Below are 25,525 nucleotides of genomic sequence, written 5' to 3' on the forward strand. Positions count from 1 at the left end.
AACCACACACCCACCCGAAGGGAACCGACGATGGAGCCGACCCCCGCCCAACTTCTGCGCAATCGCGCATACCTCACCCCTGACGCCGAGGCCTACGTCTCGGGCGGTCGCCGCCTCACCTTCGCGCAGGCCGCGCGCGAGGCCGGAGCGCTCGCGGGTCACCTCGCGGCGAACGGCGTCGCGCGCGGCGACCGCGTCGTGGTCCTCGCGAAGAACGGCGACTTCCTTGCGACGTCGCTGTTCGCGGCGTCGTGGATCGGCGCGATTGCGGTCGTGGCGAACTGGCGGCTTCCGCTGCCCGAACTCGCGTACGTCGTCGCCGACAGCGGCGCCACCGCGCTGCTGTACGACGAGGAGTTCGCCGAGACGGCCGCGGCGCTGGTCGGGGATCCGTCGTCGTTCAGTGCCGTCGTGGGCAGCGATCCCGAGGAGTACCTGCCCATCGTGACCACTGGAGTCGAGCCGCTGCACGCTCCCGTGGGCACCGCGGCGGACCCGGCCGTGATCATGTACACGTCCGGCACGACCGGCCGCCCGAAGGGAGCGGTCCTCACCGGCGCGAACCTGTTCTGGTCGGCGCAGGGCATGGTGACCACCCTCGTCTGGGAGCAGGCGCATCGCTTCCTGCTGGTCGCCCCGATGTTCCACATCGGCGGGCTCGCGCCGCTGATGGCGAACGTGCTGAAGGGCACCGCGACGGTGTTCCTGCGCGACTTCGACCCCGCCGCGGTGTGGCGCACGATCGCCGATGAGCGCATCACCACCATGATGACCGTCCCGCTCATGCTGAAGGCGCTCATGCACGCGGCATCCCAGGCACAGGTCGATCCTTCGAGCCTCTTCAGTGTGACCTGCGGCGGCGCGATGGTTCCGGCTTCGCTCGTGGAGGCGTTCACGGGCATGTTCGGGGTGCCGGTCCAGGTCGTGTACGGCATCACCGAATTCACCGGCGGCGTCACGTTCCAGGCCCCCTCGATGGGCCCCGGCCGGCCCTCCTCGCAGGGCAAGGCTGTGTTCCACGCCGAACTCGCCGTCGCCTCCCTCGAGAGCGGCGAGCGTCTCGGCGTGGGCGAGGCCGGCGAAGTGCTCGTGCGCGGACCGCAGCGCTTCGCGGGCTACTGGGGCAAGCCGGATGCCACCGGTGCCGCGATCACCGAGGACGGCTGGTATCGCTCGGGCGATGTCGGCTATCTCGACGAGAACGGCTATGTGCACCTGATCGACCGGGTGAAGGACGTCATCATCAGCGGCGGAGAGAACATCTACCCGGCCGAGGTGGAAGCCGTCCTCGCCACGCATCCCGCCGTCGCCGACGTCGCAGTGGTCGGCCGGCCCGATGACACCTGGGGCGAGGTTCCCGCCGCGTTCGTCGTGCTCAAGCCGGGCGCGGACGTCTCCGCTGACGAACTCGTCGCGCTGTGCCGCGAACAACTCGCCGGGTACAAGCGACCCAAGCACGTCGAGTTCATCGAGGCGGTTCCGCGCAACACGCTCGGCAAGGTGCTGAAGCGAGAGCTGCGGGTGGCCTGAGCGCAGCGCGCATCGCGGGGCGCACGAGCGGGCGTACGGTGCCGCATCGCCGCGGTCAGGATTCCGCGATGACGATCCGATAGACTGGCAGGCGGCCGTCCGCCGATCTGCCTGCTGACGTCGAGGAGATCGCGACGAGCCGGGAAGGCCGAGGCGAGTCGCGCTCGGCCCGAAGGCTCCAGGAGGCCGCAGGTCCCTGCCTGCCGCCCGACGTCACGGCCCCCAAAGACCCCAACCTTCAGCAGCCGCGCGCGTGCGCGGACCACACGAGGAGAACGAACAGGCATGGTCACGACCACCGTCGAGAAGCTCACCCCGACCCGGGTGAAGCTCCACATCACGGTCACCCCGGAAGAGCTCAAGCCGAGCATCGCCCACGCGTACGAGCACATCGCTCAGGACGTGCAGATCCCCGGCTTCCGCAAGGGCAAGGTGCCCGCGCCGATCATCGACCAGCGCATCGGCCGCACCGCCGTGCTCGAGCACGCGGTCAGCGAAGGCCTCGACACGTTCTACCGCGACGCCGTCGCCGAGCAGAACGTGCGCGTGCTGGGGCGCCCGTCCGCCGACGTCGTCGAGTGGCCGAACGAGAAGGACTTCTCGGGCGACCTGAAGGTCGAAGTCGAAGTCGACGTCCGTCCCGAGTTCGAGCTGCCCGCCTTCGAGGGCACGACCGTCGAGGTCGAGGCGGCCGAGGTCGACGAGGCCGCGATCGACGAGGAGCTCGACCGCCTGCGCTCGCGCTTCGGCACGCTCGTCACGGTCGACCGTCCCGCCGCGAAGGGCGACTTCGTCGAGCTCGATCTGGTCGCCACGATCGACGGCGCCGAGATCGACCGCGCCGAGGGCGTGTCGTACGAGGTCGGCTCGGGTGAGCTGCTCGAGGGCATCGACGAGGCGATCGACTCGCTCACGGCGGACGAGTCCACCACGTTCCGTTCGAAGCTCATCGGCGGCGACCACGCCGGCGAAGAGGCCGAGGTCTCGGTCACGGTCAAGGCCGTCAAGGAGCGCGAGCTCCCCGACGCCGACGACGACTTCGCCCAGATGGCCAGCGAGTTCGACACCATCGCCGAGCTGCGCGAGAGCCTCGCTGAGCGTGTCGGCCAGCAGTCGGCGTTCACGCAGGGCTCCGCCGCGCGCGACAAGCTCATCGAGCAGCTGCTCGCCGAGGTCGAGATCCCGGTCCCCGCGCAGCTCATCGAAGACGAGGTGCACAACCACCTCGAGTCCGAGGGCCGTCTCGAAGACGACGCGCACCGCGCCGAGGTCGCCGAGGCCAGCCAGAAGCAGTTCAAGACGCAGATGCTGCTCGACGCGATCGCCGAGAAGGTCGACGTGCAGGTCTCGCAGGACGAGCTCACCCAGTACCTCATCCAGTCGTCCGCCCAGTACGGCATGGCCCCGCAGGACTTCGTGAACGCCCTGCAGCAGAACAATCAGCTCCCCGCCATCATCGGCGAGGTCGCGCGCAACAAGGCCCTCGCGGTCGCGCTCGGCAAGGTCAACGTCGTCGACACCAACGGCAAGCCCGTCGACCTGACCGGCTTCATCGCCGACGAGGACGAGGTCGTGGAAGAGGCGCAGGAGATCGCGGATGCCGCCGCCGACGCCGACGCCATCATCGAGGCCGAGGAGGCCGAGGCGGCTCCCGTCGAAGAGAGCAAGCCCGCCAAGAAGCGCGCGCCCGCCAAGAAGAAGGCGGCCGCCGACGAGGCGTGATCGATCGAGTGTACGAGGGGACGGATGCTGCGGCATCCGTCCCCTCTGCTGTGCGCCGCGCGCGGCTGACGCTCTGCCCACGGCGAACACGGGCGGGTCGCCCGCGGCGCGCCGGTAGATTCGTTCACACGAACGGAAACCGGGAGAACTCATGGCCGAACCCCTTGTCGCGACGAGCGTCTTCGACAGGCTGCTGAAGGACCGCATCATCTGGCTCGGATCGGAGGTGCGCGATGACAACGCGAACGAGATCTGCGCGAAGATCCTGCTGCTCGCCGCGGAAGACTCCGAGAAGGACATCTACCTCTACGTCAACTCGCCCGGTGGCTCGATCACCGCGGGCATGGCGATCTACGACACGATGCAGTTCGTGCCGAACGACATCGTGACGGTCGGCATCGGCATGGCCGCCTCGATGGGTCAGCTGCTGCTCACCGCGGGCACGAAGGGCAAGCGCTACATCACGCCGAACGCCCGCGTGCTGCTGCACCAGCCGCACGGCGGCTTCGGCGGCACGGCGAGCGACATCCAGACGCAGGCGCAGCTCATCCTCGACATGAAGAAGCGTCTCGCCGAGATCACCGCCGCCCAGACCGGCAAGTCGGTCGAGCAGATCAACGCCGACGGAGACCGCGACCGCTGGTTCAGCGCGCAGGAGGCGCTCGAGTACGGCTTCGTCGACCACATCCGCGAATCGGCTGCCGATGTCATCGGCGGCGGCGGAACCGCGAGCTGACGTCCGAAGGCGAAAGAGAGAGAACCCGAATGAACACCCCGACCTTCGGCATCCCGAGCGTCCCTCAGGGCCTCCAGGTTCCGAGCAGCCGCTACATCCTCCCGCAGTTCGAGGAGCGCACGGCCTACGGCTACAAGCGCCAGGACCCGTACAACAAGCTGTTCGAGGACCGCGTGATCTTCCTCGGCGTGCAGGTCGACGACGCGTCGGCCGACGACGTGATGGCGCAGCTGCTCGTGCTCGAGTCGCAGGACCCCGACCGCGACATCATCATGTACATCAACTCGCCGGGCGGCTCGTTCACCGCGATGACGGCGATCTACGACACGATGCAGTACATCGCGCCGCAGATCCAGACGGTGGTGCTCGGCCAGGCCGCGTCGGCGGCCGCGGTGCTGCTGGCGGCCGGCGCGCCCGGAAAGCGCCTGGCGCTGCCGAACTCGCGCATCCTGATCCACCAGCCTGCGATGGGAGAGGCCGGCCACGGCCAGGCGTCCGACATCGAGATCCAGGCGCAAGAGATCATGCGCATGCGCACGTGGCTTGAAGAGACGCTCGCGAAGCACTCCAATCGCACGCAGGAAGAGGTCAACAAGGACATCGACCGCGACAAGATCCTCAGTGCCGACGAGGCCGTCGTGTACGGCCTCGTCGACCAGGTGCTCACCTCGCGCAAGCGCGGTCAGCAGCCGGCGCTCACCGCGTGATCTGACGGATGCCGCCACGACACGTGGCATCCGAACGGCCCCGTCGCTCACCGCGGCGGGGCCGTCGCACGTCCGGTGCGGGCCGGGTGCGAGTGGCCGCCGCCGTGCGCGAACACGGCGTCGCGGTTCTCTTCGGGCGGGGCGATTCGGCGCAGCCCGCATGCCGGCACGGCAGCCATCCACATTCCGCGCCGCAATCCGTCCGCATGTCGCCGTCACCCATTAGGCTCGTTGTCAGATCCGGGGGGACCGCCCTGGCGACGAAGAGGATCATGATGGCACGCATCGGAGAGAGCGCAGACCTGTTCAAGTGCTCCTTCTGTGGCAAGAGCCAGAAGCAGGTGCAGCAGCTCATCGCCGGCCCCGGCGTGTACATCTGCGACGAATGCGTCGAGTTGTGCAACGAGATCATCGACGAGCGCATGGCCGAGTCCAATCAGGGCGCGGTCGCCGACTTCGACCTGCCCAAGCCGCGCGAGATCTTCGCCTTCCTCGAGGAGTACGTCGTCGGGCAAGATGACGCGAAGCGCGCCCTTGCCGTCGCCGTCTACAACCACTACAAGCGCATCCGCGCGCACGGCACCCTGCAGCCCGCAGAGCAGCGGGCCGACGAGGTCGAGATCGCCAAGAGCAACATCCTGCTCATCGGCCCGACCGGGTGCGGCAAGACCTACCTGGCCCAGACCCTCGCGAAGCGTCTCAATGTTCCCTTCGCGGTCGCCGATGCGACCGCCCTCACCGAGGCCGGCTACGTCGGCGAAGACGTCGAGAACATCCTCCTGAAGCTCATCCAGGCTGCCGACTTCGACACCAAGCGCGCCGAGACCGGGATCATCTACATCGACGAGGTCGACAAGATCGCGCGCAAGGCCGAGAATCCGTCGATCACGCGGGACGTCTCGGGTGAGGGCGTGCAGCAGGCGCTCCTGAAGATCCTCGAGGGCACCGTCGCCTCGGTTCCGCCGCAGGGCGGACGCAAGCATCCCCACCAGGAGTTCATCCAGATCGACACGACGAACGTGCTGTTCATCGTGGCGGGCGCCTTCGCCGGCCTCGAAGACATCATCTCGTCGCGTGTCGGCAAGCACGGCATCGGCTTCGGCGCGGCTCTTCACAACAAGGGCGACGATCTCAACCTGTTCAGCGAGGTGCAGCCCGAAGACCTGCACAAGTTCGGCCTGATCCCCGAGTTCATCGGGCGTCTTCCGGTCGTGGCATCCGTCTCACCGCTCGACCGCGAGGCGCTGATGGAGATCCTGACCGAGCCGAAGAACGCGCTCGTCAAGCAGTATCAGCGCATGTTCGAGCTCGACGGCGTGTCGCTCGAGTTCGAGACCGAGGCCCTCGAGGCGATCGCCGAGCTGGCCGTCGAGCGCAAGACCGGCGCCCGCGGGCTCCGCGCGATCCTCGAAGACGTGCTCGGGCCGATCATGTTCGAGATCCCCTCCACCGATGATGTCGACAAGGTCGTCATCACGCGCGGCGCCGTCGAGCAGGGCGCGAGCCCCACGATCGTTCTGCGTCAGAAGCGCAAGAGCGCCTGAGGCGGGCCCGGCCGGCCCGGCGCAACCGCCGCCGAGACCGGCAGGACCCGAACGTCAGGCGACGAGACCCCGGCGCTCCAGGAGCGGCCGGATCTCGGCATCCCGCCCGCGGAAGTCGCGGTAGGCGGCCAGCGGGTCTTTCGAGCCGCCGACGCCGAGCAGCCGCTCGCGGAACCTCTCGCCGTTCTCGCGGCGCAGCCCCCCGTTCTCGCGGAACCACTCGACGGTGTCGGCGTCGAGCACCTCGCTCCAGATGTACGAGTAGTAGCCGGCGCTGTAGCCGCCTGAGAACACGTGCGCGAAGTACGTCGACGAGTAGCGGGTCGGGACGACCGGGTTGTCGAGGCCGATGTCGGCGAGGGCGTACTTCTCGAAAGCGGCGACGTCGATGCCGCCTTCGGCCGCGTCCCGCGTGAGCGAGTGCCACGCCTGGTCGAGCCACGCGGCGGCCAGGTACTCGCTGGTCGCGAAGCCCTGGTTGAAGGCCTCGGAGGCGTGCAGCTTCTCGACGACCTCGGCGGGGAGCTTCTGACCGGTCTCGACGTGCCGCGCGTAGGAGTCGAGGATCTCGGGCCAGTAGATCCACATCTCGTTGACCTGGCTGGGGAACTCGACGAAGTCGCGGAACACGTTCGTGCCCGCGAAATGCGGGTAGGTGACAGTCGCGAACAGCCCGTGCAGGGCGTGGCCGAACTCGTGGAAGAGCGTGGTCACCTCGTCGAGGGTCAGCAGCGTCGGCGTGCCCGGTGCGGGCTTGGGCACGTTGAGGTTGTTGACGACGACCGGCTTTGTCCCGCGCAGGGCGGACTGCGAGACGATCGAGTTCATCCAGGCGCCGCCGCGCTTGGTGTCGCGCGTGTACAGATCGAGCACGAACAGCCCGAGCGCCGAGCCGTCGGCGCCGGCCACCTCGAACACGCGCGCGTCGGGGTGGTACGAGGGAAGGTCGGGGCGCTCGGCGAAGGTGATCCCGTACAGCTCGGTCGCGGCGCGGAACACGCCGTCCTGCAGCACCCGCTCGGCCGCGAACCAGGGGCGCAGCGCCGACCGGTCGAGATCGTACTCGGCGGCGCGCACCTTCTCGGTGTAGAACGCCCAGTCGTGCGCCTCGAGCGGGAAGGGCTCGGCTTCGGCGTCGACGATCGCCTGCAGTGCGGCCTGCTCGCGCCGGGCGTTGCGCGCCGCGGGCGCCGCGAGCCGCCGCAGCAGGTCGCGCACAGCCTCGGGCGACCCGGCCGTCTCGTCCGAGGTGATGTACGCGGCGTGGCTGGGGTAGCCGAGCAGCTCGGCACGCTCGGCGCGCAACCGCACGATCTCGACCAGCACGGAACGGTTGTCGTGCTCGTTGCCCCGCGACCCGCGGGCGCGCGAGGCATCGAGGATCCGCTTTCGGCTGTCGCGGTTGGTGAGGGTGGCCAGATACGGATGCCCCGTGAACAGCGTCAAGGTCACCACGAGCTTGCCCTCGAGCCCGCGGTCGACGGCGGCCTGCGATGCGGCCGAGATCTCACCGGCGGTGAGCCCGTCGAGCTCGGAGGCGTCGTCGAACACGACGGCGAGGTCGTTCGTGTCGGCGAGGAGGTTCTTCTCGAACTGGGTCGTCAGCGTCGACAGGCGCTGGTTCAGCTCGGTGAGGCGCTCCTTCGCGGCGTCGTCGAGCCCGGCGCCCGCGTGCGACATCTCGGTGAAGTGCCGCTGCACGAGGTAGCGCTGCTCGTCGTCGAGTCCGAGCTCGTCGATGCGGTCGTGCAGGCTCTTCACGCGGGCGAACAGGGCGCTGTCGAGCTGGATCGCGTCGTTGTGCGCCGACATCAGCGGCGCGAGCGTCTCGTCGATCTGCTGGATCTCGTCGGTGGCGTCCGCCGACGAGACCGTATAGAAGGCGCGGGCGACATCGCCGAGCAGCCTGCCGCTGGTCTCGAGGGCCACCAGCGTGTTGTCGAACGTCGGGTCTGCGGCATCCGTCGTGATCGCCTGGATCTCGGCCCGCTGCCGGGCGAAGGCCTCTTCGAAGGCGGGGAGGTAGTGCTCGGGGCGGATCGACGGATAGTCGGGCAGTCCGTAGGGGAGGGGGCTCGGGGACAGAAGCGGGTTCTCGTTCGCCATGCCGACAGCCTAGTGAGCGGGGGCGAACCGCCGATACTCCTTTGCAAAGAATCAATTGCAAAGAAATGCTTGCAAAGAGTTGTTGGCATTGCTACCGTCGGTCCCGTGGACGAGAACAGTGAGCTGACGGATGCCGCAGCCCGCGCGATCGAGAAGCATCGCGGCGACCGCGTGCTCGACGGCGGCGCGCTGCGCGCGCTCGCGCATCCGCTGCGCGTCAAGATCTACGACATCCTGAGCCAGTACGGCGCGCAGACGGCCAGTTCGCTCGCCGAACGACTGGGGGAGTCGAGCGGGTCGACGAGCTACCACCTGCGCGCGCTCGCCAAGCACGACCTCATCCGCGAGGTCGAGGGGCGCGGCAACGCGCGCGAGCGGTGGTGGGAGCGTCCCGTCGGGGGCGTGTCGTTCGCCAACGCCGACGCCGTGAAGACGCCCGCCGGCCGCGCGGCGACGCAGATCGTGATGGGGGAGTTCTTCCGCCTGCGGCAGCAGCAGCTGATGGACTTCATCGATCGCGGCGTCGCGTCCGAAGAGGACGCGTGGCAGGAGGCGAGCCTCATCTCGACCGCCACCGCACGCCTCACTCCGCAGCAGAGCACCGAGCTCTCCGCGAAGATCATGGCCTTGATCGACGAGACCGTGGAGCTGCACCGCAATCAGACCGGCGACGATGTGCGCCCGGTCACCATCCGGGCGGACCTGTTCCCCCTGCCAGAACTGGGAGAGACGTCATGAGCACCATCACCGCTTTCCCGCCCGCCTCCCGCGTGCGGGTCACCCGCTTCGAGCGCCTGCTGCTCACCGCGGCCGCCGGGCTCGACGCGTTCGTCGCCGCGCGGCTCGAGAAACGTGCACAGGTCGCATCGCGCGCAGCCGCCGCATCGCAGGAGCGCTACGCCGACGCGCGCCGTGCCGCCCAGGCCCGCGGCGCGGCCGGGCTCCTGCCGCGATGACAGACACGACCGACACGATCGACGGGGCAGGCACCGGGACGGCCCCGGTCCGTGCCCCGCTCGGTCGCGATTTCGGCCGACTGTGGACCGCCGCCGCGTTCAGCAACCTCGCCGACGGGCTCGGCCGCACGGCGGTGCCGCTGATCGCGACGACCCTCACGCGAGATCCGCTCGCGATCTCGCTGATCGCCGCCCTCGCGTTCGTGCCGTGGCTCGTGTTCGGACTGCCGGCGGGCATGATCGTGGACCGGTTCGACCGGCGCAGAGTGATGGCTCTTGCCAACACCATCCGCGGCGGCGTCGCGGTCGTGCTCGCCGTGCTCACCGTGACGGGCGCCCTCGAGCTGTGGGCGCTGCTGGCCGGCACACTCGTCTTCGGCCTCGGCGAGACGCTCTTCGACAACGCCACGAACGCGGCCATCCCGGGGCTGGTGACGCGCAGGCAGCTGGACCGCGCGAACGGGCGGATGCAGGCGGCCCAGATCACGATCGACAACTTCGCCGCCCAGCCGATCGCGGGCGTGCTGTTCGCGGTGTCGCTCGCGCTGCCGCTGTGGCTCGGCGCGGTGGGCTATCTCGTGCCGATCGTGCTGGCCGTGCTGCTGCCGCTGTCTGCGGCGCGGCCCCTGCGCGAACCGGCGGCGGCGTCCGACGCCGACGCGCCGGACGCCGCCGCCGGGGGCCTCGTCGCCGCACCGGTGGCCGCTGTCCCGGTCCGCACCGATGTGTCGGCGCGCGTGGCGATCCGCTACCTGTGGCGGCAGCGCTACCTGCGCAACATGGTGGTGTTCACATCGCTCGTGGGCAGTGCGCTGTCGTTCGCGCAGGCCGCGACGATCCTGTTTTTCCTCGACGAGCAGCACGTCACGCCCGCTGCGATCGGGTTCGTGACGGCCGGGATCGGCGTGGGCGCCCTGATCGGGTCGCTGGTCGCCTCGCGCCTGGTCGAGCGCTTCGGCCGCGGGCCGGTCATGTTCGCCGCGAACCTCGGCGTCGCCGTGGGATTCGCGCTCACGGGCTTGGCGCCCGAGGTGTTCTCGGCGACCGCGTTCTACGCCCTTGCCGCGTTCTCGGTGTCGGTGTGGAACGTGCCCTGGGGGGCCCTGCGCCAGCAGATCGTTCCGCCCGAGCTGTTCGGACGCGTGCTCGGCATCATCCGCATGCTGACGTGGGGGATGTTCCCGATCGCGACGGTGCTGGGCGGGTGGGTCGCGCGCGCAGATCTGCGCACGCCCTTCATCGCCGCGGGAGCGTTCGTCCTGGTGTGGGTGCTGGTCTCGGCGCGGCTGCTCCTCGTCGACACGCGACGCGCCGGCGCGGAGGCCGACGCCGCGCACCGCTGAAGGTCAGGCGAACTCGTCGCCGTCGTCGTGACGCACGACCGGCTCGCCGTCGGCGTCGAGCGACACGATCACCCCCGTGTCGAGCTCGGCGATCGGCCTCGCCTCGAGCCACGTGAGCGTCCAGCGAGGCCGCGGCTGGCCGAGCGCGTCATCTGGGATCGACTCGTCGACCGCGCGGATGCCGCGGGCCAGCGCCTCGGGCACCACCTTCGGCGGCTCATCACCCGAGGTCCAGCGTGTGCCCAGCTGCATGTCAGCCCTCCTGCGGTGCGAGCTCGACGCGGTCGATGACGACCTCGTCCGACCCGTCGCGCAGCTCGAGCTGCGCAATCCGACCGACCGCCCGCAGGTCGCCCTCGGCCAGTCGCAGACGTTCGATCGTGGCCTCGTCGGCCCTGATCGAGAGCGTGTCGACGGGTGTCTTCTGCGAGGCCTTCGCCTCGGTCTTCGCGCGGCGGATGCCCACGAGCGCCTCGCTCACCGCGACCAGGACGGCCGGGTCGCCCCACTCGCCGTCGGGTGCGACCGGCCAGGCGGCCGTGTGCACGGAGCCGTCGTTGAACCACGACCACGCCTCTTCGGCCGCGAACACCAGCACCGGCGAAAGCAGACGCAGGAGCGCCGACAGTGCGAGGCGCAGGGCCAGGGCGGCCGAGGGCTGACCGACGTCGGTCTGGTTGTAGGCGCGCTCCTTGACCAGTTCGAGGTAGTCGTCGCAGAAGGTCCAGAAGAACGACTCGGTCACCTCGAGGGCGCGCGCATGGTCGTAGTTCTCGTACGCCTTCGTGGCCTCGCGCACCACGCCGTGCAGGGTGGCGAGCATCGACGCGTCGAGCGCGTGCGTGATCTCGGCGCCCTCGGGCACGGGGAACGACAGCACGAACTTCGCCGCGTTGAGCACCTTGATCGCCAGGCGCCGGCCGATCTTGATCTGGGTGGGGTTCTGCGGATCGAACGCGGCGTCGGTGCCGAGGCGGCTGGAGGCCGCCCAGTAGCGCACCGCGTCGGAGCCGTGCTGGGCGAGGATGTCGGCCGGCGTCACCACGTTGCCCTTGGACTTCGACATCTTCTTGCGATCGGGGTCGACGATGAAGCCTGAGATCGCGGCGTGCGTCCACGGTGCGCGGTCGTCCTCGAGGGCGCTGCGCAGCAACGTCGAGAACAGCCAGGTGCGGATGATGTCCTGCCCCTGCGGACGCAGGTCGAACGGCGCCACGAGGTTCCACAGCTGCCGGTCGCGCTCCCAGCCTCCGGCCAGCTGCGGGGTGAGCGACGAGGTCGCCCACGTGTCGAAGATGTCGGTCTCGCCCACGAAGCCCCCCGGCACGCCGCGCTGGTCGGCCGTGTAGCCCGGGGGCACGTCGGTCGACGGGTCGACGGGAAGGGAGGCGGCATCCGGCGTGAGCACGATCGAGTAGTCTCGCTCGCCGTTGTCGTCGAGGCCGTACCAGACCGGGATCGGCACGCCGAAGAACCGCTGGCGCGAGACGAGCCAATCGCCGGTGAGGCCGTTGGTCCAGTTCTCGAAGCGCACGCGCATGAAATCGGGATGCCACGACATCTGCTGGCCGAGCGCGATGAGCTTGTCGCGCAGCGCCTCGTCGCGGGCGCCGTTGCGGATGTACCACTGGCGGGTCGAGACGATCTCGAGCGGGCGGTCGCCTTTCTCGAAGAACTTGACGGCGTGCGTGAAGGGCTTGGGGTCGCCCTCCAGGTCGCCCGATTCCTGCAGCAGCTCGACGATGCGCTTCTTGGCGCTGAACACGGTCTTGCCCGCGAGTTCGGCGTACGCCGCCTGGGCGGCATCCGTCACGATCACGTCGGGCGCGTCGGCGAGCACGCGGCCGTCCGGCCCGAGGATCGTGCGGTTGGGAAGCTGCAGCTCGCGCCACCACACGATGTCGGTCACGTCGCCGAAGGTGCAGATCATCGCGATGCCGGAGCCCTTGTCCTGCTGGGCGAGCGGGTGCGCGAGCACGGGCACCTCGACGTCGAACAGCGGCGTGCGCACCGTCGTGCCGAACAGGGGCTGGTAGCGCTCGTCGTCGGGGTGGGCCACCAGGGCGACACAGGCAGCGAGCAGCTCGGGGCGGGTCGTCTCGATGAAGACGTCGCCGGACCCGTCTGTCTTGTGGAAGGCGACGCGGTGGTAGGCGGCCGGCTGGTCGCGATCCTCGAGCTCGGCCTGGGCGACGGCGGTGCGGAAGTCGATGTCCCACAGTGTCGGGGCGAGGTCCTGGAACGCCTCGCCGCGCTCGAGGTTGCGCAGGAACGCGAGCTGGCTGGTGCGGATCGTGTCGTCCGAGATCGTGCGGTACGTCTGAGTCCAGTCGACGCTCAGGCCGAGCGAGCGCCACAGCGCCTCGAAGTGCTTCTCGTCTTCGACGGTGAGCCGCTCGCACAGCTCGATGAAGTTGCGGCGGCTGATCGGCACCTGGTCGGCGGCCTTGCTGCTCTTGTTGTCGCCGCCCTCGAACGGAGGCGTGAAGTCGGGGTCGTACGCCAGCGACGGATCGCAGCGCACGCCGTAGTAGTTCTGCACGCGGCGCTCGGTCGGCAGGCCGTTGTCGTCCCAGCCCATCGGGTAGAACACCGTCTTGCCGGTCATGCGCTCATAGCGCACCTTGACGTCGGTGTGCGTGTAGCTGAACACGTGCCCGATGTGCAGGCTCCCCGACGCGGTCGGCGGGGGAGTGTCGACCGAGAAGATGCCGTCACGGCCGACCTCGGCCGCTCGCGCGCGGTCGAACGCGTAGGTTCCGCGCTCGGTCCACGCGGCATCCCACTTCGCTTCGAGACCTTCGAGGGCGGGCTTGTCAGGGATCTGCGGGCCTGGCATGTGGGTCTCCTAAGGCGATATGTGCGGCACTGTGTGAGCGTGCCTGAGTGTGGGATCGGTGCCGATTCTACCGTTCGCGCCTCCCAGAGCGCTCCACGATGCGGCAGAGGGCATGACGGATGCCCCGCCCCGGCCGCATCCGGTTCCCGCAGTGTTCACCGCCCGGCCACCGCGGCGACACGGCCGCTCGTCATCTCGTTCACCTCGGCGGCGGACGGTGGGACGACGCCCGACGCGCCCGGGCGGCCCTCGGCAGTCAGGAGACCGCGTGACGCACTCGTCGCCTGCGGCGATCGCCTGGATCGAATCGCCCCTGCAACTGGTGGGAGCGGCGGAGTGGGCGCACGCCCACGGGCGCTCGATCCCACTGGCGGGCCGGCTCACCCCCGGCATGTCGCCGACGGCCGACGCGCTCCTGGCGCGCGGTGCGCGCTTCAGCGAAACCCACCCGTACCTCGGCATTCCGTGGGCTCTGCTGGCGCGGCATCCGCACTGGGTCGTCGGCGACGGCTTCTCGGGACAGTTCCGGCTTGCCGCGGCCGTGCTGCGCCCGCGTGAGATCACCTTCCTCGACGACGGGGCGAACACGATCCCGTTCGCGGCGTCGGTGCTCGGCGAGCGGGCGTACGAGCGGCCCGGCGTCAACGAAGGGCGTCTCACACGATCGGTCGCCCCCTTCGCCCTCGAGCATGTCTCGCGCCGTGCGGCCCATCGCGCGGTGACCTTCGCGACGGTGTTCGACCTCGGCACGCGCACCGAGCAGGCGCTGGCAGATCGCGGCTACCGCGTCGGCCGCCACGCGTTCGAGTGGACGCGCCGCACGGCCCGGCCCGCGCCGGGCATCGGGCGCCGCGTGATCCTCGGCAGCGCTCTGCCGGTCGACGGCCGGATGCCGCTTGCCGAGTTCGTCGCGTGGGTGGGCGCGGTCGCGCAGGCAGCGCCCACGACCTACCTGCCCCACCGGCGCGAGACCGCCGCCCAGCTCGCGCGGATCGCCGCCGTGCCAGGGGTGACGGTGCACGACACCGGCCTTCCGGTGGAACTGCTGCTCGCCGGCACGCCCGAGCCGCTCGAGGTCTTCACGCTGCGATCGAGCACGACGACGACCCTGCCGCTGGTCCTTGCCGGCACCGGGTCGCAGCTGCGCATCGGCGCACCCGGGTCCCCTGCGCAGGCGGGGGCGCCGTCATGAGCGAGGTCGTCGCGGTCATCCCCGCACGCGGCGGGTCGAAGGGCGTGCCCGGCAAGAACCTGCGCCGCGTGGGCGGCCTGCCCCTCGTCGCGCGCGCGATCGTCGCCGCGCAGCGCTGCGGCGCGGTCGACCGCGTCGTCGTGTCGACCGACGATCCCGCCATCGCCGCCGTCGCGCGCGAGTGGGGCGCCGAGGTCGTAGACCGCCCCGGTGAGCTGTCGGGCGACCTCGCCTCGTCCGAGTCCGCGGTGCTGCACGCCCTCGACGACCTCGCGGCACGCGGGGTGGCGGTCGGGGCGGTCGCGTTCCTGCAGGCCACCTCGCCGTTCATCGATCCGCACGCGCTGGCCCAGGGCGTCGCCGCCGTGCGCGACGGGCGACACGACAGCGTCTTCGCCGCGACGGCCACCTACGGGTTCCTGTGGGGCAGGGACGAGTCCTCGGCCGCCGTCGCCATCAACCACGACGCCGCGCACCGCCCCAGGCGCCAGGACCGCGAGCCGCACTATCTCGAGACCGGCGCGTTCTACGTCTTCGACGCGGCCGGATTCCGCGCGGCCGGGCACCGGTTCTTCGGACGGATCGGCATCGTCGAGGTGCCCGAGGACACAGCGCTCGAGATCGACACCCCCGCCGAGCTCGACGTGGCGAGGGCGCTCGCGGCCGTCGTCGACGCGGGCGACGAGTCGCGCGCGATCGATGTCGGCGCGGTCGTCACCGACTTCGACGGCGTGCACACCGACGACACCGCCCTCGTGTCGGCGGACGGCGTCGAACGCGTGCGGGTGAGCCGCGCGGACGGCATGGGCGTCGCGCTGCTGCGTCGCGCGGGCGTGCCCGTGCTGATCCTGTCCACCGAGACGAACCCCGTCGTCACGGCGCGTGCGAACAAGCTCCGCGTCGAGGTGCTGCAAGGCGTCGACGACAAGGCGGCGGCGCTGCGCCGGTGGGCGAAGGAGCGCGGCGTCCCGCTCTCTCGCATCGCGTATCTCGGCAACGACGTCAACGACCTCGGCTGCCTGGAGCTGGTGGGCTGGCCGGTGGCGGTCGCCGACGCGCACCCGCTGGTGCGGGCATCGGTCCGCACCGTCCTGCAGCGCAGGGGCGGCGACGGCGCCGTGCGCGAGCTCGCCGAGCGGGTGCTGGCCGCCCTCTCGCAATCGACCGAGGCCGAGGCATCCGCCTGGCCCGGCACCAACGACGACCGTGTCGACAAGGAGGCACCATGACTGTCACGATCGGCTCGCGAGTCGTCGGCGGAGGGCGACCCACGTACGTGATCGCCGAGATCGGCCTGAACCACAACGGAGACGTGGAGCTCGCCAAGCAGCTCATCGACGTGGCCGCGGACGCCGGCGCCGACGCGGTGAAGTTCCAGAAGCGCACCCCCGAGATCGCCACCCCCGAGCACATGCGCGACGTGCCGCGCGAGACGCCGTGGGGCACGATGTCGTACCTGGACTACCGGCGCCGCGTCGAGTTCGACCGCGACGAGTACATCGAGGTCTCGGACCACGCGCTGCTGCGCGGCCTGGAATGGTTCGCCTCGCCGTGGGATGCCCCGAGCGTGGCGTTCCTCGAAGGCCTCGGCGTCGTCGCGCACAAGGTCGCCTCGGCGTGCCTGACCGACCGCGAACTGCTCGAGGCGCTGCGCGACACCGGCAAGCCCGTCATCTGCTCGACCGGCATGTCGACGGTCGAGCAGATCGACCAGGCGATCGGCATCCTCGGCACGGACCGCCTCGTGCTGATGCACGCCACCTCGACGTACCCGATGGAGCCCGAAGAGGCGAACCTGCGGGTCATCCCGATGCTGCGCGACCGGTACCCAGGGGTGCCGGTCGGATACTCCGGCCACGAGCGGGGCCTGCAGATCTCGCTGGCCGCCGTGGCGATGGGTGCCGTCGCCGTCGAGAGGCACATCACCCTCGACCGCACGATGTGGGGCTCCGACCACGCCGCGTCGCTCGAGCCCACCGGACTCCAGCACCTCGTGCGCGACATCCGCGTGATCGAGACCGCCCTGGGCGACGGCGTCAAGCGGGTGTTCCCGGGCGAGCTCGCGCCGATGGCGAAGCTGCGGCGCGTGAGCGCGTGATCGCATGACCCTCAGGGTCGTCGCGATCGCCGACACCGACTCGTACGTCAAGTGGGCCGCGGCCCTGCTCGGCACACGCACGCCGGAGGCGGCGGCCCGGCGCGGCGAGCCCGCGTGGGACGTGTCGCTGCTGGTGCTCGAGACGCCGCTCGTGGTGAGCGCCGCGCAGGAGGCCGCGGCGCTCGCCGGCAGCGGCCTCGATGCGGAGCGTGCCGAGCGGGTGCGTTTCGCGAACCTAGTGCCGCGCCTGGAGACCCTCGCGCCGGACGCGGTGGTGCTGGCCGCCCGCGGGCCCCTCGTGCGAGTGCTCGCGCGCGAGATCGGGAGCCTCGACCCGCGCCCGGTGATCGTGTCGGGGCTTCCGGGCATCTCGATCCCGGCCACGCGCAAGGCGCTGATCTACCGGGACCAGACCGATGCGCTCATCCTGCACTCGCACCGCGAGGTGCGGGAGTTCACGGCGCTCGCCGGCCAGACCGGGATCGACCAGCGCTTTCTGCTGGCGACGCTGCCGTTCGCGGCGCACGCCCGCCCGGACCCGGCGCACCGCACCGCGGGGGCCGACCTCGTGTTCGCGCCCCAGGCGAAGGTGCCCGCCGGTCGCGCGGACCGTCTGCGCGTCGCGAGGATGCTCGTCGACGCGGCACGGGCCGACCCCTCCCGACGTGTCGTGCTGAAGCTGCGCGGCACGGCGGGCGAGGCCCAGACCCACGTCGAACGCGACGCCTATCCCGCACTCCTCGAAAGCGTCGGGGGCGCTCCGGCGAACCTCGTCGTGTCGACCGAGAGCATGGGACGCGCCCTCGATACGGCCGCTTGCCTCGTGACTGTGAGCTCGACCGCCGCGATCGAGGCGATCGCGCGCGGTGTGCCCGTCGTGGCGCTGGACGAGTTCGGGGTCTCGCGCGAACTGATCAACCTCGTGTTCGAGGGGAGCGGCCTGTTCGCCGGCGCCGCCGACGTGATCGCCGGGCGGGGCCGGCAGCCGCGCCCGCAGTGGCTGCGCGAGAACTACTTCCACGCGCCCGACGAGGCCGACTGGCGCGCGGGTGTGGAGCGGCTGGTCGAGCTGCGACGCTCGGGAGTGCTGGCCCCCCGCCCGGCGCGCCGGCATCGCGGCGGCGCGCTGCGCCTCGCGTGGGATCGCAAGCAGGCCATCGGCGCCGACGACCGCTCGCTCACGAGCGCCCTGGCGATCGTCGTCGGCGTTCCGACGCGCGCCGTCGTGCGGTTCGCCGAGCGCACGCGAAGCCGCCTGGCAGGCGGCTCCATGGACGCGCACAGCGTTTGATGGGACGCTGTCCCCATGAAGATGCCGAAGCTGGTTGTCGCCGTCGCGCTCCTCGCAGCCGCCGCGGGACTGAGTGCGTGCTCCCCGTCTGCGTCGGACGGACCCGTCATCGCTCCGGTGACGATGAGCGCGGACGAGCTGCAGGGCGAGTCGGTGGAGCTGATCGTCGGGCAGGTGCTCAACATCAACACCGGAGACCTCGCCGTCGACAGCTACACCGCCGAGATCGCCGACACGTCGGTCGCGGAGTTCACGCAGGGTCGTGAAGACGGCAGCGCGACCTTCAACCCCGGTGTGACCGCTAGGTCGACGGGCTCGACCGAGGTCGTGCTGACCAACCAGGACGGCGGCATCCAGCCGGTGACCTTCACCGTCGACGTCGTCGAGAACCCGAACTGACCACCTCGGGCGGCTCCACGAGCGCTTCGTGGATGCGCCGCAGGTCCTCGAGCAGCGATCCGATGAGGATCCAGTGCATCGGCGAGGGAACCGGGACGGTGAGCGGCGCGGTGAGGGCGGTCTCCTCCGAGAACTCCTGATCCGCGGGCGCCGCCTCGTCGCCCTCTGCGTGCGCGGCCGCGGTCGCGCGCTGCGGGTCGAGCCGGACGTCGTGCGCGGCGCGGCGCAGCTGCTCGGCGATGGCGTGCGCCTCGGGCTCGTCGGGCAGCGTCGGGTCGTAGCCGTCGAACACGGCCCGCGTCATGCCGATCACCTGCGTGACCATCGCCCGGTGGCGCTCGACGAGCGCCTGGGCGACGGCGAGATCGGCGCGATGGCGGCGGGCGCGCGGATTCATCGCGAGCGAGTCTCCGGCGGCGTCGATGGCGGCGCCCGCGGCGTCCACCATGGGGCGCAGGAGCCGGGCCTCGAGCATCGTCTCGGTCAGCTGCGCGCCCGACTGCGGCTCGGTGAGGGTGACCGCGAGCCGCTCGAGCGCGGCCGCCAGCGCCTCAGTGAGCCGATCGGCGTCGGCCCGCGCGGGACCCACCAGCACGGGCGGAACGAGGGCGAGGTTGACGATGATCCCGATCGCCGCGCCGATCAGGGTCTCGAGGATGCGGTCCCCGGCGTACCCGGGCGTCGAGGTGCCCAGCGCCAGCACCAGCAGGGCGCTGATCGCGACCTGGTTCGCGGTGACAGGCGTCATGCGCAGCCCCCACGCGATGATGAGCGCGATCGAGGTCGCGAGGATCACCACCCACGTCGCCGTTCCGAGCGTGAGAGACAGCAGCGACGCGATGATCACGCCCGCCACGACGCCGATGCTGCGCTCGACGGCCTTGGCGAGCGACTGGTTGAGGCTCGGGGCGACCACGAGCAGGGCCGCGATCGCCGCGAAGACCGGCGGCGGCCCGGGGATGAGCCACCCTGCGACCAGCCATGCCAGGGCGGTCGCCACAGCGGACTTCACGACCTGCAGCAGCGGTCCGCGGCGTGAGGCGCGGAGCGAGTCCGTGATGCGCATGGCTCCACGCTACGGCGCGAGCGCGCTGCGCGGTGTCAGCCGTCGCGCTGCCACGCGGCGAGGCGCCGCAGCAGCGGGCGCTTCTTCTGCAGGTGCCCGTGCATCCTGCGCAGGATGTCGTCGAGCGCGCGGATCGCCTCGACGATGTAGGGCCCCTTGTTGAGCATCACGCACTCGGCGCGGACCCCGGCGGCGGCATCGGTCACCTCCGCGCGGGTGGGGATGCCTCGCGCGGCGAGGGTCTCGAGCACCTGCGTCGCCCAGATCGCCGGGACTCGAGCGGCCTCGCAGATCCACAGGATCTCCTCCTGCACCTCGGCGAGCCGTTCGAACCCGGCTTCGACACCCAGGTCGCCGCGCGCGATCATCACGCCCACGCGCGGGCGGCGCATCAGCTCGAGCAGGATCTCGGGGAGGTTCGCGAATCCCCGTCGCGTCTCGATCTTGACGACCACGCCGATGTCGGCGGCGCGCGGGTGACTCGGCGCCAGCTCGTCGAGCGCGTCGAGCAGCAGGCGCACGTCTGCCGCGGTGCGGACGAACGACAGCTGCACGATGTCGGCCACGTCGATCACCGCGTCGAGCGCCGCGCGGTCCGCCTCGGTGAGCGCAGGGGTGTCGATGTCGGTGTCGGGCAGGTTGATGCCCTTGCCGGCCCGCAGCCGCGTGCCCCGGGGGCCGGCCTGCGTGACCGAGACCCGTGCGCGACCCGCGCCGGTGCTCTCGACGACCCCTTCGATCCTGCCGTCGTCGAACGCGATGCGCTGACCGGCGCGCACCGCCTCGAGGGCCTCGGGCAGGGTGCATCCGATGACGTGCTCCGGCCCGTCGCCGGCGACGACCGGTTCGAGCGAGTCCGTGAGGGTGATGGCATCGCCGAGGTGCACGCGCAGAGCCTGCGCGACGGGGGCGAGGGCGCCAACCGTCGCCGTGGCCTCGCCCGCGGTGAGGGTGAGCCCGGTCGCGAGGTAGCTGGTGCGATCGCTCGCGAGCACGACCTCGCCGGCATCGGTGCCGACGACCGGCAGCCGACGCCGGCGGCCGCGCGCATCGGTGAAGCGCACCTGTTCGCCGACCGTGCGACCGGCGAGCCACCCGGCCTCGACGACGGGCACGCGGGTGACGGATGCCTCGTCCCGCGCCGTGCGCTGGGCTTCGTCCTCCGCCCGGTCGGGCGCGGGCCCGCCGCTCTTGCTCCGCTCGGCGTGCAGCACGAGGAGGGCGGGCGCCACCGCACGGCCGAGCTCGTCCCGTCGGGGGCGGGCCCGAACCACGCGCGGCCCCGGGGCGATGGGCCCGGTGCGCAGCTTGGGGCCGGCGAGATCGACGGCGATCGGGATGCCCCGGCCGGCCGCTCGCACGTGGGCCGCCATGCGAAGCCACGTGTCGGGCCCGTCGTGCGCGCTGTTGATGCGGGCGACGTCCATGCCGGCCGCGGCAAACGCGGCGACGAGGGCACCGTCGTCGGCGGCCCTGCTGGGCAGCGTCACCATGATCCTCGTGCTGCGGCCGTCGGGAATGCCGCCGAGGAGGGCTGCGGCGTTCGCGCGCAGCTCGCTGTCGTCGCCCGCCGACGCGTCGCCGGCCACAGCGTCTCCCCGCCGGGACTCGCCGAGCATGCGCAGGATCGCGTCGAGGTTCCTGCGCACGCCGCTCTCCATGCGCCCGAGCGATGACAGCCCCTCCGCGGTCAGCCGCCGCTGCAGCGGGCGCAGATCCTTGCTTCGCAGCGCGAGGTAGTGGACGAGGTTCGTCGCACCGCTGCGGTGTACGGCGGCGGCCTCGGCGATCGCCGTGGCCGCGGCATCCTCCGCCTTCTGCGCCCGATCGCGCAGGGCGGCTACGTCGCCGCGCAGCCGGCGCAGGCGCTCGGCGCGTCCGGGCGGGTCGGTCGAGGCGGGGTCGCCGTGCGTCGCGGCACGGGGTACTTTGTGGCTCGACACAAGCGTGAGCGTACCGGGCGGGCGAGTGCGGCGTCGACGCCGCCGCCGTGCGGCCGGGCGGGAGAGGCGACATGGATGACACCGGGATCCACGCGAGCCTCAGCGCCCTCGAGGCGGATGCCGCCGCGCGCCAGGCGGACCTCGACGACGGCATCGCCCAGTTGCGCGCGGACCGCGGCGCCGAGTCCGCCGACGACGAGCACGACCCGGAGGGCTCCACGCTCTCGGCCGAGTGGTCCCGGCTCGTGGGCCTGCGCGACGCGGTGGCACGCGAGCGGGCGGACCTGGCCGCGGCCCTCGCGCGGTGGGATGCCGGCACGTACGGCGTGTGCGCCGACTGCGGGGCGGCGATCCCGCGCGAGCGCCTGGCCGCGCGACCGATGGCCACACGGTGCGTCGCGTGCGCGGCGCGCGCGGGGGAGTGACGCGCGCGGGTAGTGACGCGCGACTGGCCCCACCGCACGGGTGCGCCCCGGGGCATCCGTCGCGCACTGCAAAGCGGAGCCGAATCGGCGACGCGCCGTGCGGTTCCCGACACGTGGTCACCGCGATCGGGTATAACAGCACGTGTCGCGTTCCGGGGGGATCGCTGTGGACCGATCGATCGTGAAGGGATCCCTGCGCCGTGAAGATCATCAAGCGCATCGCCATCGGCCTCGTGCTCGCATTCGCCGTCTTCTACCTGGTTACCAGGCCTGAGGATGCCGCGAACGCCGTCCAGGGCGCCATCGGGGCGGTCTGGGGCGCAGGTGCGGCGGTCACCCAGTTCTTCGCCTCGCTCGCGACCTGATGTCCGCTCGCGTGACCGGGACCGCCAGGCACCTCATCTCGGACCACGGCGAGATCATCGTCGACGAGGTGCGCAAGCACTGGGCCGCCCTCATGGGGGCGTTCCTCGAACTGGCCGGCGCTCTCGTGCTGCTGCTGCTGACGCTGTTCGTGCCGCCGCAGGTGTGGTGGCTGCCCGCGATCGCCGGCGCCGCCGTCGCGCTGCACGCGGGGTGGCGCATCCTGGATCAGCGCCTGGACCGGTTCGTCATCACCAACATGCGGGTGTTCCGCATTCACGGCATCCTGTCGCAGAGCATCGCCACCATGCCGCTCGCGCGGATCCTCGACATCTCGGTGCACAAGCCGATCATCGGGCGGGTGTTCGGCTACGGACACTTCATCTTCGAGTCCGCGGCGCAGGAGCAGGGGCTGCGGGCCATCCGCTTTGTGGGCGACCCCGATCAGCGCGGGCTCACGATCCAGAAGGTGATCCAAGAGGCCGGTCTGCGGGGGAGCATCGCCCGCGACACCCCGGTGCCGACCGTGGTGGCCCCCGCGGCGAGCGTGGGCGTGCAGGCGGCGACCGCGCCGCTGCCGCCGGCTGCCGGGTGGCGCGTGCGGCCGTACGATCCGGACCGCACGCCGACGGCGCCGATCGACCTCCCGCGGTGAGATCGCGTCGTCGCCCTGCCGACGATGAGCAAATCGCTGCCCACAGCCGTGTTCTGATACCCTGGAGTGTCACACGTGTGGCTGGTTCCGCATGCCTGGGCCGAGCCCACGTGACGCGCACGAAAACAATCCGCTCCGCTTCGGCAGACGTATCCGTCCTGCTTCGCGCACACCGCGAACAAAACCCAGGACATCCGCGTGCCGAGGCCCGAAACCCAAACCAACTAGGACAACCCACTTCATGACTACCGCAACGACCGCCCCGGCTACCAAGCAGATCGCGATCAACGACATCGGATCCGCTGAGGACTTCCTCGCCGCGGTCGAACTGACCATCAAGTCCTTCAACGACGGAGACCTCATCGAGGGCACCGTTGTGAAGGTCGACCGCGACGAGGTGCTCCTCGACGTCGGCTTCAAGACCGAGGGCGTCATCCCCTCGCGTGAGCTCTCCATCAAGCACGACGTCGACCCCAACGAGGTCGTCAAGGTCGGCGACGCCGTCGAGGCGCTCGTCCTCCAGAAGGAGGACAAGGAAGGCCGCCTCATCCTCTCCAAGAAGCGCGCTCAGTACGAGCGCGCGTGGGGCGACGTCGAGAAGATCAAGGAGAACGACGGTGTCGTCACCGGTTCCGTGATCGAGGTCGTCAAGGGCGGTCTCATCGTCGACATCGGCCTGCGCGGCTTCCTGCCCGCGTCGCTCATCGAGCTGCGCCGCGTCCGCGACCTCACGCCGTACCTCGGCCAGGAGATCGAGGCCAAGATCCTCGAGCTCGACAAGAACCGCAACAACGTCGTGCTCTCGCGCCGCGCCCTGCTCGAGCAGACGCAGTCCGAATCGCGCACCACGTTCCTCAACAACCTGCACAAGGGTCAGGTCCGCAAGGGCACGGTCTCGTCGATCGTCAACTTCGGCGCGTTCGTCGACCTGGGCGGCGTGGACGGCCTCGTGCACGTCTCCGAGCTGTCGTGGAAGCACATCGAGCACGCCTCCGAGGTCGTCGAGGTCGGCCAGGAGGTCACCGTCGAGATCCTCGAGGTCGACCTCGACCGCGAGCGCGTGTCGCTCTCGCTCAAGGCGACGCAGGAGGACCCGTGGCAGGTCTTCGCCCGCACGCACGCGATCGGTCAGGTCGCTCCGGGCAAGGTCACCAAGCTCGTCCCGTTCGGCGCGTTCGTCCGCGTCGCCGACGGCATCGAGGGCCTCGTGCACATCTCGGAGCTGTCGGGCAAGCACGTCGAGCTCGCCGAGCAGGTCGTGTCGGTCGGCGAAGAGGTCTTCGTCAAGATCATCGACATCGACCTCGAGCGTCGCCGCATCTCGCTCTCGCTCAAGCAGGCGAACGAGTCGGTCGACCCCTTCGGCACCGAGTTCGACCCGGCCCTTTACGGCATGGCCACGGAGTACGACGAGAACGGGGAGTACAAGTACCCCGAGGGCTTCGACCCCGAGACCAACCAGTGGAAGGAAGGCTTCGACGAGCAGCGCGAGAAGTGGGAGCAGGAGTACGCCGCCGCCCACGCCCGCTGGGAGGCCCACAAGGCGCAGGTCGCCAAGACGCTCGAGGCCGAGGCCGCCGCGCCCGACCTCGGCGCGTCGTCCTTCTCGTCCACCAGCGGCCCGCAGGGCACGCTGGCCGACGACGAGGCTCTCGCCGCTCTGCGTGAGAAGCTCTCGGGTCGCTGATCGATCCACAGCGATGGGCCGGAACCTTGGCGGATTCAACGGGTCCTCGCAACACCTGATGACCTATGTGGTTTTCAGTAGATCACGCAAGCGCTCGGCTGGGGTATCCCAGCCGAGCGTTTTGCGTGGTCGGCCGTTGAGTTCCTGGGCGACGTGTTCGAGGTCTTCGGGAGCGTAGACCGACAAGTCGGTGCTCTTGGGGAAGTACTGGCGCAGCAGCCCGTTGGTGTTCTCGTTCGAGCCGCGCTGCCAGGGCGAGTGCGGGTCGCAGAAGTAGACCGGCACGTCAGTCGCGATCGAGAACTGCTTGTGCGCGGCCATTTCGCAGCCCTGGTCCCAGGTCAACGAGCCGCGCAGATGCTCGGGCAGGGTGCCGATCAGCGGGACGAGCACGTCACGGACCTCTTCGGCGGTGTGCCCGCCGGGCAGGTGCCCGAGCAGCACGTACCGGGTGGTGCGTTCGACCAGCGTCACGATTGCCGACTCGCTGCGGGTGCCGACGATCAGATCGCCCTCCCAGTGGCCAGGCACCGCCCGGTCCTCGACTTCGGCTGGCCGGTCGGAGATCATCACCATCGGATCGGTGAACCGCGACGTGCGCTGATCGGGCTGCTTGTGTGGTTTGCGGCGGGTGCGGCCGGTGCGCAGCGCCGCGACGACCTCCCGTCGCAGGCCGCCGCGGGCCTGAACGTAGATCGCCTGGTAGACCGTCTCGGCGCTCACACGCATGCTCTCGTCCTCGGGGAACTCTTTGACCAGAGCGTGGCATATCTGCTCGGGCGACCAACGCACGGCGAGCTTGGCTGTGACGAATCCGCGCAGCGGACCATCAGCCGCAAGCTTGCCGCTCTTGGGTCGGGCCCGGTCTTTCGCCCAAGAGCGCTGAGCGGCATACGGGAGATACGAGCCGCCGTGCGACCGGT

At 70.6% G+C, this 25,525-nt stretch carries 23 protein-coding genes; 17 read left to right on the top strand and 6 right to left on the bottom strand.

Going from position 1 to position 25,525, the window contains the following annotated elements:
• Positions 1-30: 30 nt before the first annotated feature.
• From AB1K54_RS12560 to clpX, 5 genes are all read left to right on the top strand, one after another.
• Positions 31-1,530, top strand: a complete 1,500-nt coding sequence (locus AB1K54_RS12560) for a class I adenylate-forming enzyme family protein (RefSeq protein WP_371203092.1) — start codon at positions 31-33, stop codon at positions 1,528-1,530.
• Between the two features lie 285 nt (positions 1,531-1,815).
• Positions 1,816-3,252, top strand: a complete 1,437-nt coding sequence (gene tig / locus AB1K54_RS12565; RefSeq protein WP_371203093.1) for a trigger factor — start codon at positions 1,816-1,818, stop codon at positions 3,250-3,252.
• Between the two features lie 151 nt (positions 3,253-3,403).
• A complete protein-coding gene (locus AB1K54_RS12570) occupies positions 3,404-3,988 on the top strand; it encodes an ATP-dependent Clp protease proteolytic subunit (RefSeq protein ID WP_371203094.1) in 585 nt (194 codons plus the stop codon).
• Positions 3,989-4,017: 29 nt separating this feature from the next.
• Entirely contained in the window at positions 4,018-4,695 is a 678-nt protein-coding gene (locus tag AB1K54_RS12575; RefSeq protein WP_371203095.1) for an ATP-dependent Clp protease proteolytic subunit, read from the top strand.
• Between the two features lie 275 nt (positions 4,696-4,970).
• Positions 4,971-6,239, top strand: a complete 1,269-nt coding sequence (gene clpX, locus AB1K54_RS12580; protein ID WP_371203096.1) for an ATP-dependent Clp protease ATP-binding subunit ClpX — start codon at positions 4,971-4,973, stop codon at positions 6,237-6,239.
• Between the two features lie 54 nt (positions 6,240-6,293).
• Here the strand turns inward: clpX and AB1K54_RS12585 are convergent, their stop codons facing one another.
• Positions 6,294-8,345 carry a M3 family metallopeptidase gene (locus tag AB1K54_RS12585; protein ID WP_371203097.1) on the bottom strand — a complete coding sequence of 684 codons (2,052 nt, stop codon included), beginning with the start codon at positions 8,343-8,345 and terminating at the stop codon, positions 6,294-6,296.
• A 105-nt stretch (positions 8,346-8,450) separates the two neighbouring features.
• Here AB1K54_RS12585 and AB1K54_RS12590 point away from each other — a divergent pair, with 105 nt between their 5' ends.
• From AB1K54_RS12590 to AB1K54_RS12600, 3 genes are read left to right on the top strand one after another with little or no spacing between them, the layout of a single operon-like run.
• Positions 8,451-9,083, top strand: coding sequence for an ArsR/SmtB family transcription factor (locus tag AB1K54_RS12590; RefSeq protein WP_371203098.1), 633 nt, complete (start codon positions 8,451-8,453; stop codon positions 9,081-9,083).
• On the top strand, positions 9,080-9,301 hold the full coding sequence (locus AB1K54_RS12595; protein WP_371203099.1) for a hypothetical protein: 222 nt from the start codon (positions 9,080-9,082) through the stop codon (positions 9,299-9,301). Before AB1K54_RS12590 ends, AB1K54_RS12595 begins: the two co-directional genes overlap by 4 nt.
• Entirely contained in the window at positions 9,298-10,644 is a 1,347-nt protein-coding gene (locus tag AB1K54_RS12600) for an MFS transporter (RefSeq protein ID WP_371203100.1), read from the top strand. Before AB1K54_RS12595 ends, AB1K54_RS12600 begins: the two co-directional genes overlap by 4 nt.
• A gap of 3 nt (positions 10,645-10,647) precedes the next feature.
• On the opposite strand, the gene AB1K54_RS12605 is transcribed toward AB1K54_RS12600, so the two are convergent.
• Both AB1K54_RS12605 and valS read right to left on the bottom strand, forming a co-directional pair.
• A complete protein-coding gene (locus tag AB1K54_RS12605) occupies positions 10,648-10,896 on the bottom strand; it encodes a hypothetical protein (RefSeq protein WP_371203101.1) in 249 nt (82 codons plus the stop codon).
• Position 10,897: 1 nt separating this feature from the next.
• On the bottom strand, positions 10,898-13,483 hold the full coding sequence (valS, locus tag AB1K54_RS12610) for a valine--tRNA ligase (protein ID WP_371203102.1): 2,586 nt from the start codon (positions 13,481-13,483) through the stop codon (positions 10,898-10,900).
• A 268-nt stretch (positions 13,484-13,751) separates the two neighbouring features.
• On the opposite strand from valS, the gene AB1K54_RS12615 reads away from it, so the two are divergent.
• From AB1K54_RS12615 to AB1K54_RS12635, 5 genes are read left to right on the top strand one after another with little or no spacing between them, the layout of a single operon-like run.
• Positions 13,752-14,675 (top strand): hypothetical protein, encoded by a 924-nt coding sequence (locus tag AB1K54_RS12615; RefSeq protein WP_371203103.1) that lies wholly within the window; start codon positions 13,752-13,754, stop codon positions 14,673-14,675.
• On the top strand, positions 14,672-15,904 hold the full coding sequence (locus AB1K54_RS12620; RefSeq protein WP_371203104.1) for a cytidylyltransferase domain-containing protein: 1,233 nt from the start codon (positions 14,672-14,674) through the stop codon (positions 15,902-15,904). Before AB1K54_RS12615 ends, AB1K54_RS12620 begins: the two co-directional genes overlap by 4 nt.
• Positions 15,901-16,773, top strand: coding sequence for an N-acetylneuraminate synthase family protein (locus AB1K54_RS12625; protein WP_371203105.1), 873 nt, complete (start codon positions 15,901-15,903; stop codon positions 16,771-16,773). The genes AB1K54_RS12620 and AB1K54_RS12625 overlap by 4 nt, the downstream gene beginning before the upstream one ends.
• A 4-nt stretch (positions 16,774-16,777) precedes the next feature.
• Positions 16,778-18,064 (top strand): DUF6716 putative glycosyltransferase, encoded by a 1,287-nt coding sequence (locus AB1K54_RS12630; protein WP_371203106.1) that lies wholly within the window; start codon positions 16,778-16,780, stop codon positions 18,062-18,064.
• 15 nt (positions 18,065-18,079) lie between these two features.
• Positions 18,080-18,463 carry a hypothetical protein gene (locus tag AB1K54_RS12635; RefSeq protein WP_371203107.1) on the top strand — a complete coding sequence of 128 codons (384 nt, stop codon included), beginning with the start codon at positions 18,080-18,082 and terminating at the stop codon, positions 18,461-18,463.
• Here AB1K54_RS12635 and AB1K54_RS12640 read toward each other — a convergent pair.
• Both AB1K54_RS12640 and AB1K54_RS12645 read right to left on the bottom strand, forming a co-directional pair.
• Positions 18,432-19,529, bottom strand: a complete 1,098-nt coding sequence (locus AB1K54_RS12640) for an aromatic acid exporter family protein (protein WP_371203108.1) — start codon at positions 19,527-19,529, stop codon at positions 18,432-18,434. The two genes, AB1K54_RS12635 and AB1K54_RS12640, sit on opposite strands and share 32 nt — an antisense overlap.
• A 35-nt stretch (positions 19,530-19,564) precedes the next feature.
• The gene (locus AB1K54_RS12645) at positions 19,565-21,472 is read right to left on the bottom strand and encodes a pyruvate kinase (protein WP_371203109.1); all 1,908 of its coding nucleotides are present in this window, start codon (positions 21,470-21,472) and stop codon (positions 19,565-19,567) included.
• A 71-nt stretch (positions 21,473-21,543) separates the two neighbouring features.
• Here AB1K54_RS12645 and AB1K54_RS12650 point away from each other — a divergent pair, with 71 nt between their 5' ends.
• The 4 genes from AB1K54_RS12650 to rpsA all read left to right on the top strand — a co-directional run bounded on the left by AB1K54_RS12650 (position 21,544) and on the right by rpsA (position 24,602).
• Positions 21,544-21,897: a TraR/DksA family transcriptional regulator gene (locus AB1K54_RS12650; protein ID WP_371203110.1), complete on the top strand. Its 354-nt coding sequence runs from the start codon at positions 21,544-21,546 to the stop codon at positions 21,895-21,897.
• Positions 21,898-22,097: 200 nt separating this feature from the next.
• Positions 22,098-22,262 carry a hypothetical protein gene (locus AB1K54_RS12655; RefSeq protein ID WP_371203111.1) on the top strand — a complete coding sequence of 55 codons (165 nt, stop codon included), beginning with the start codon at positions 22,098-22,100 and terminating at the stop codon, positions 22,260-22,262.
• 11 nt (positions 22,263-22,273) lie between these two features.
• Positions 22,274-22,915 carry a PH domain-containing protein gene (locus AB1K54_RS12660; RefSeq protein WP_371203112.1) on the top strand — a complete coding sequence of 214 codons (642 nt, stop codon included), beginning with the start codon at positions 22,274-22,276 and terminating at the stop codon, positions 22,913-22,915.
• Between the two features lie 241 nt (positions 22,916-23,156).
• Complete coding sequence (rpsA, locus tag AB1K54_RS12665) at positions 23,157-24,602, top strand: 30S ribosomal protein S1 (protein ID WP_371203113.1); 1,446 nt, start codon at positions 23,157-23,159, stop codon at positions 24,600-24,602.
• A 63-nt stretch (positions 24,603-24,665) separates the two neighbouring features.
• Here rpsA and AB1K54_RS12670 read toward each other — a convergent pair.
• Positions 24,666-25,525, bottom strand: an 860-nt coding sequence (locus AB1K54_RS12670; RefSeq protein ID WP_371203114.1) for an IS30 family transposase, incomplete at its 5' end; no start/stop codon positions are given.

The sequence above is a fragment of the Microbacterium sp. BWT-B31 genome (assembly GCF_041379855.1).
GTDB lineage: Bacteria > Actinomycetota > Actinomycetes > Actinomycetales > Microbacteriaceae > Microbacterium.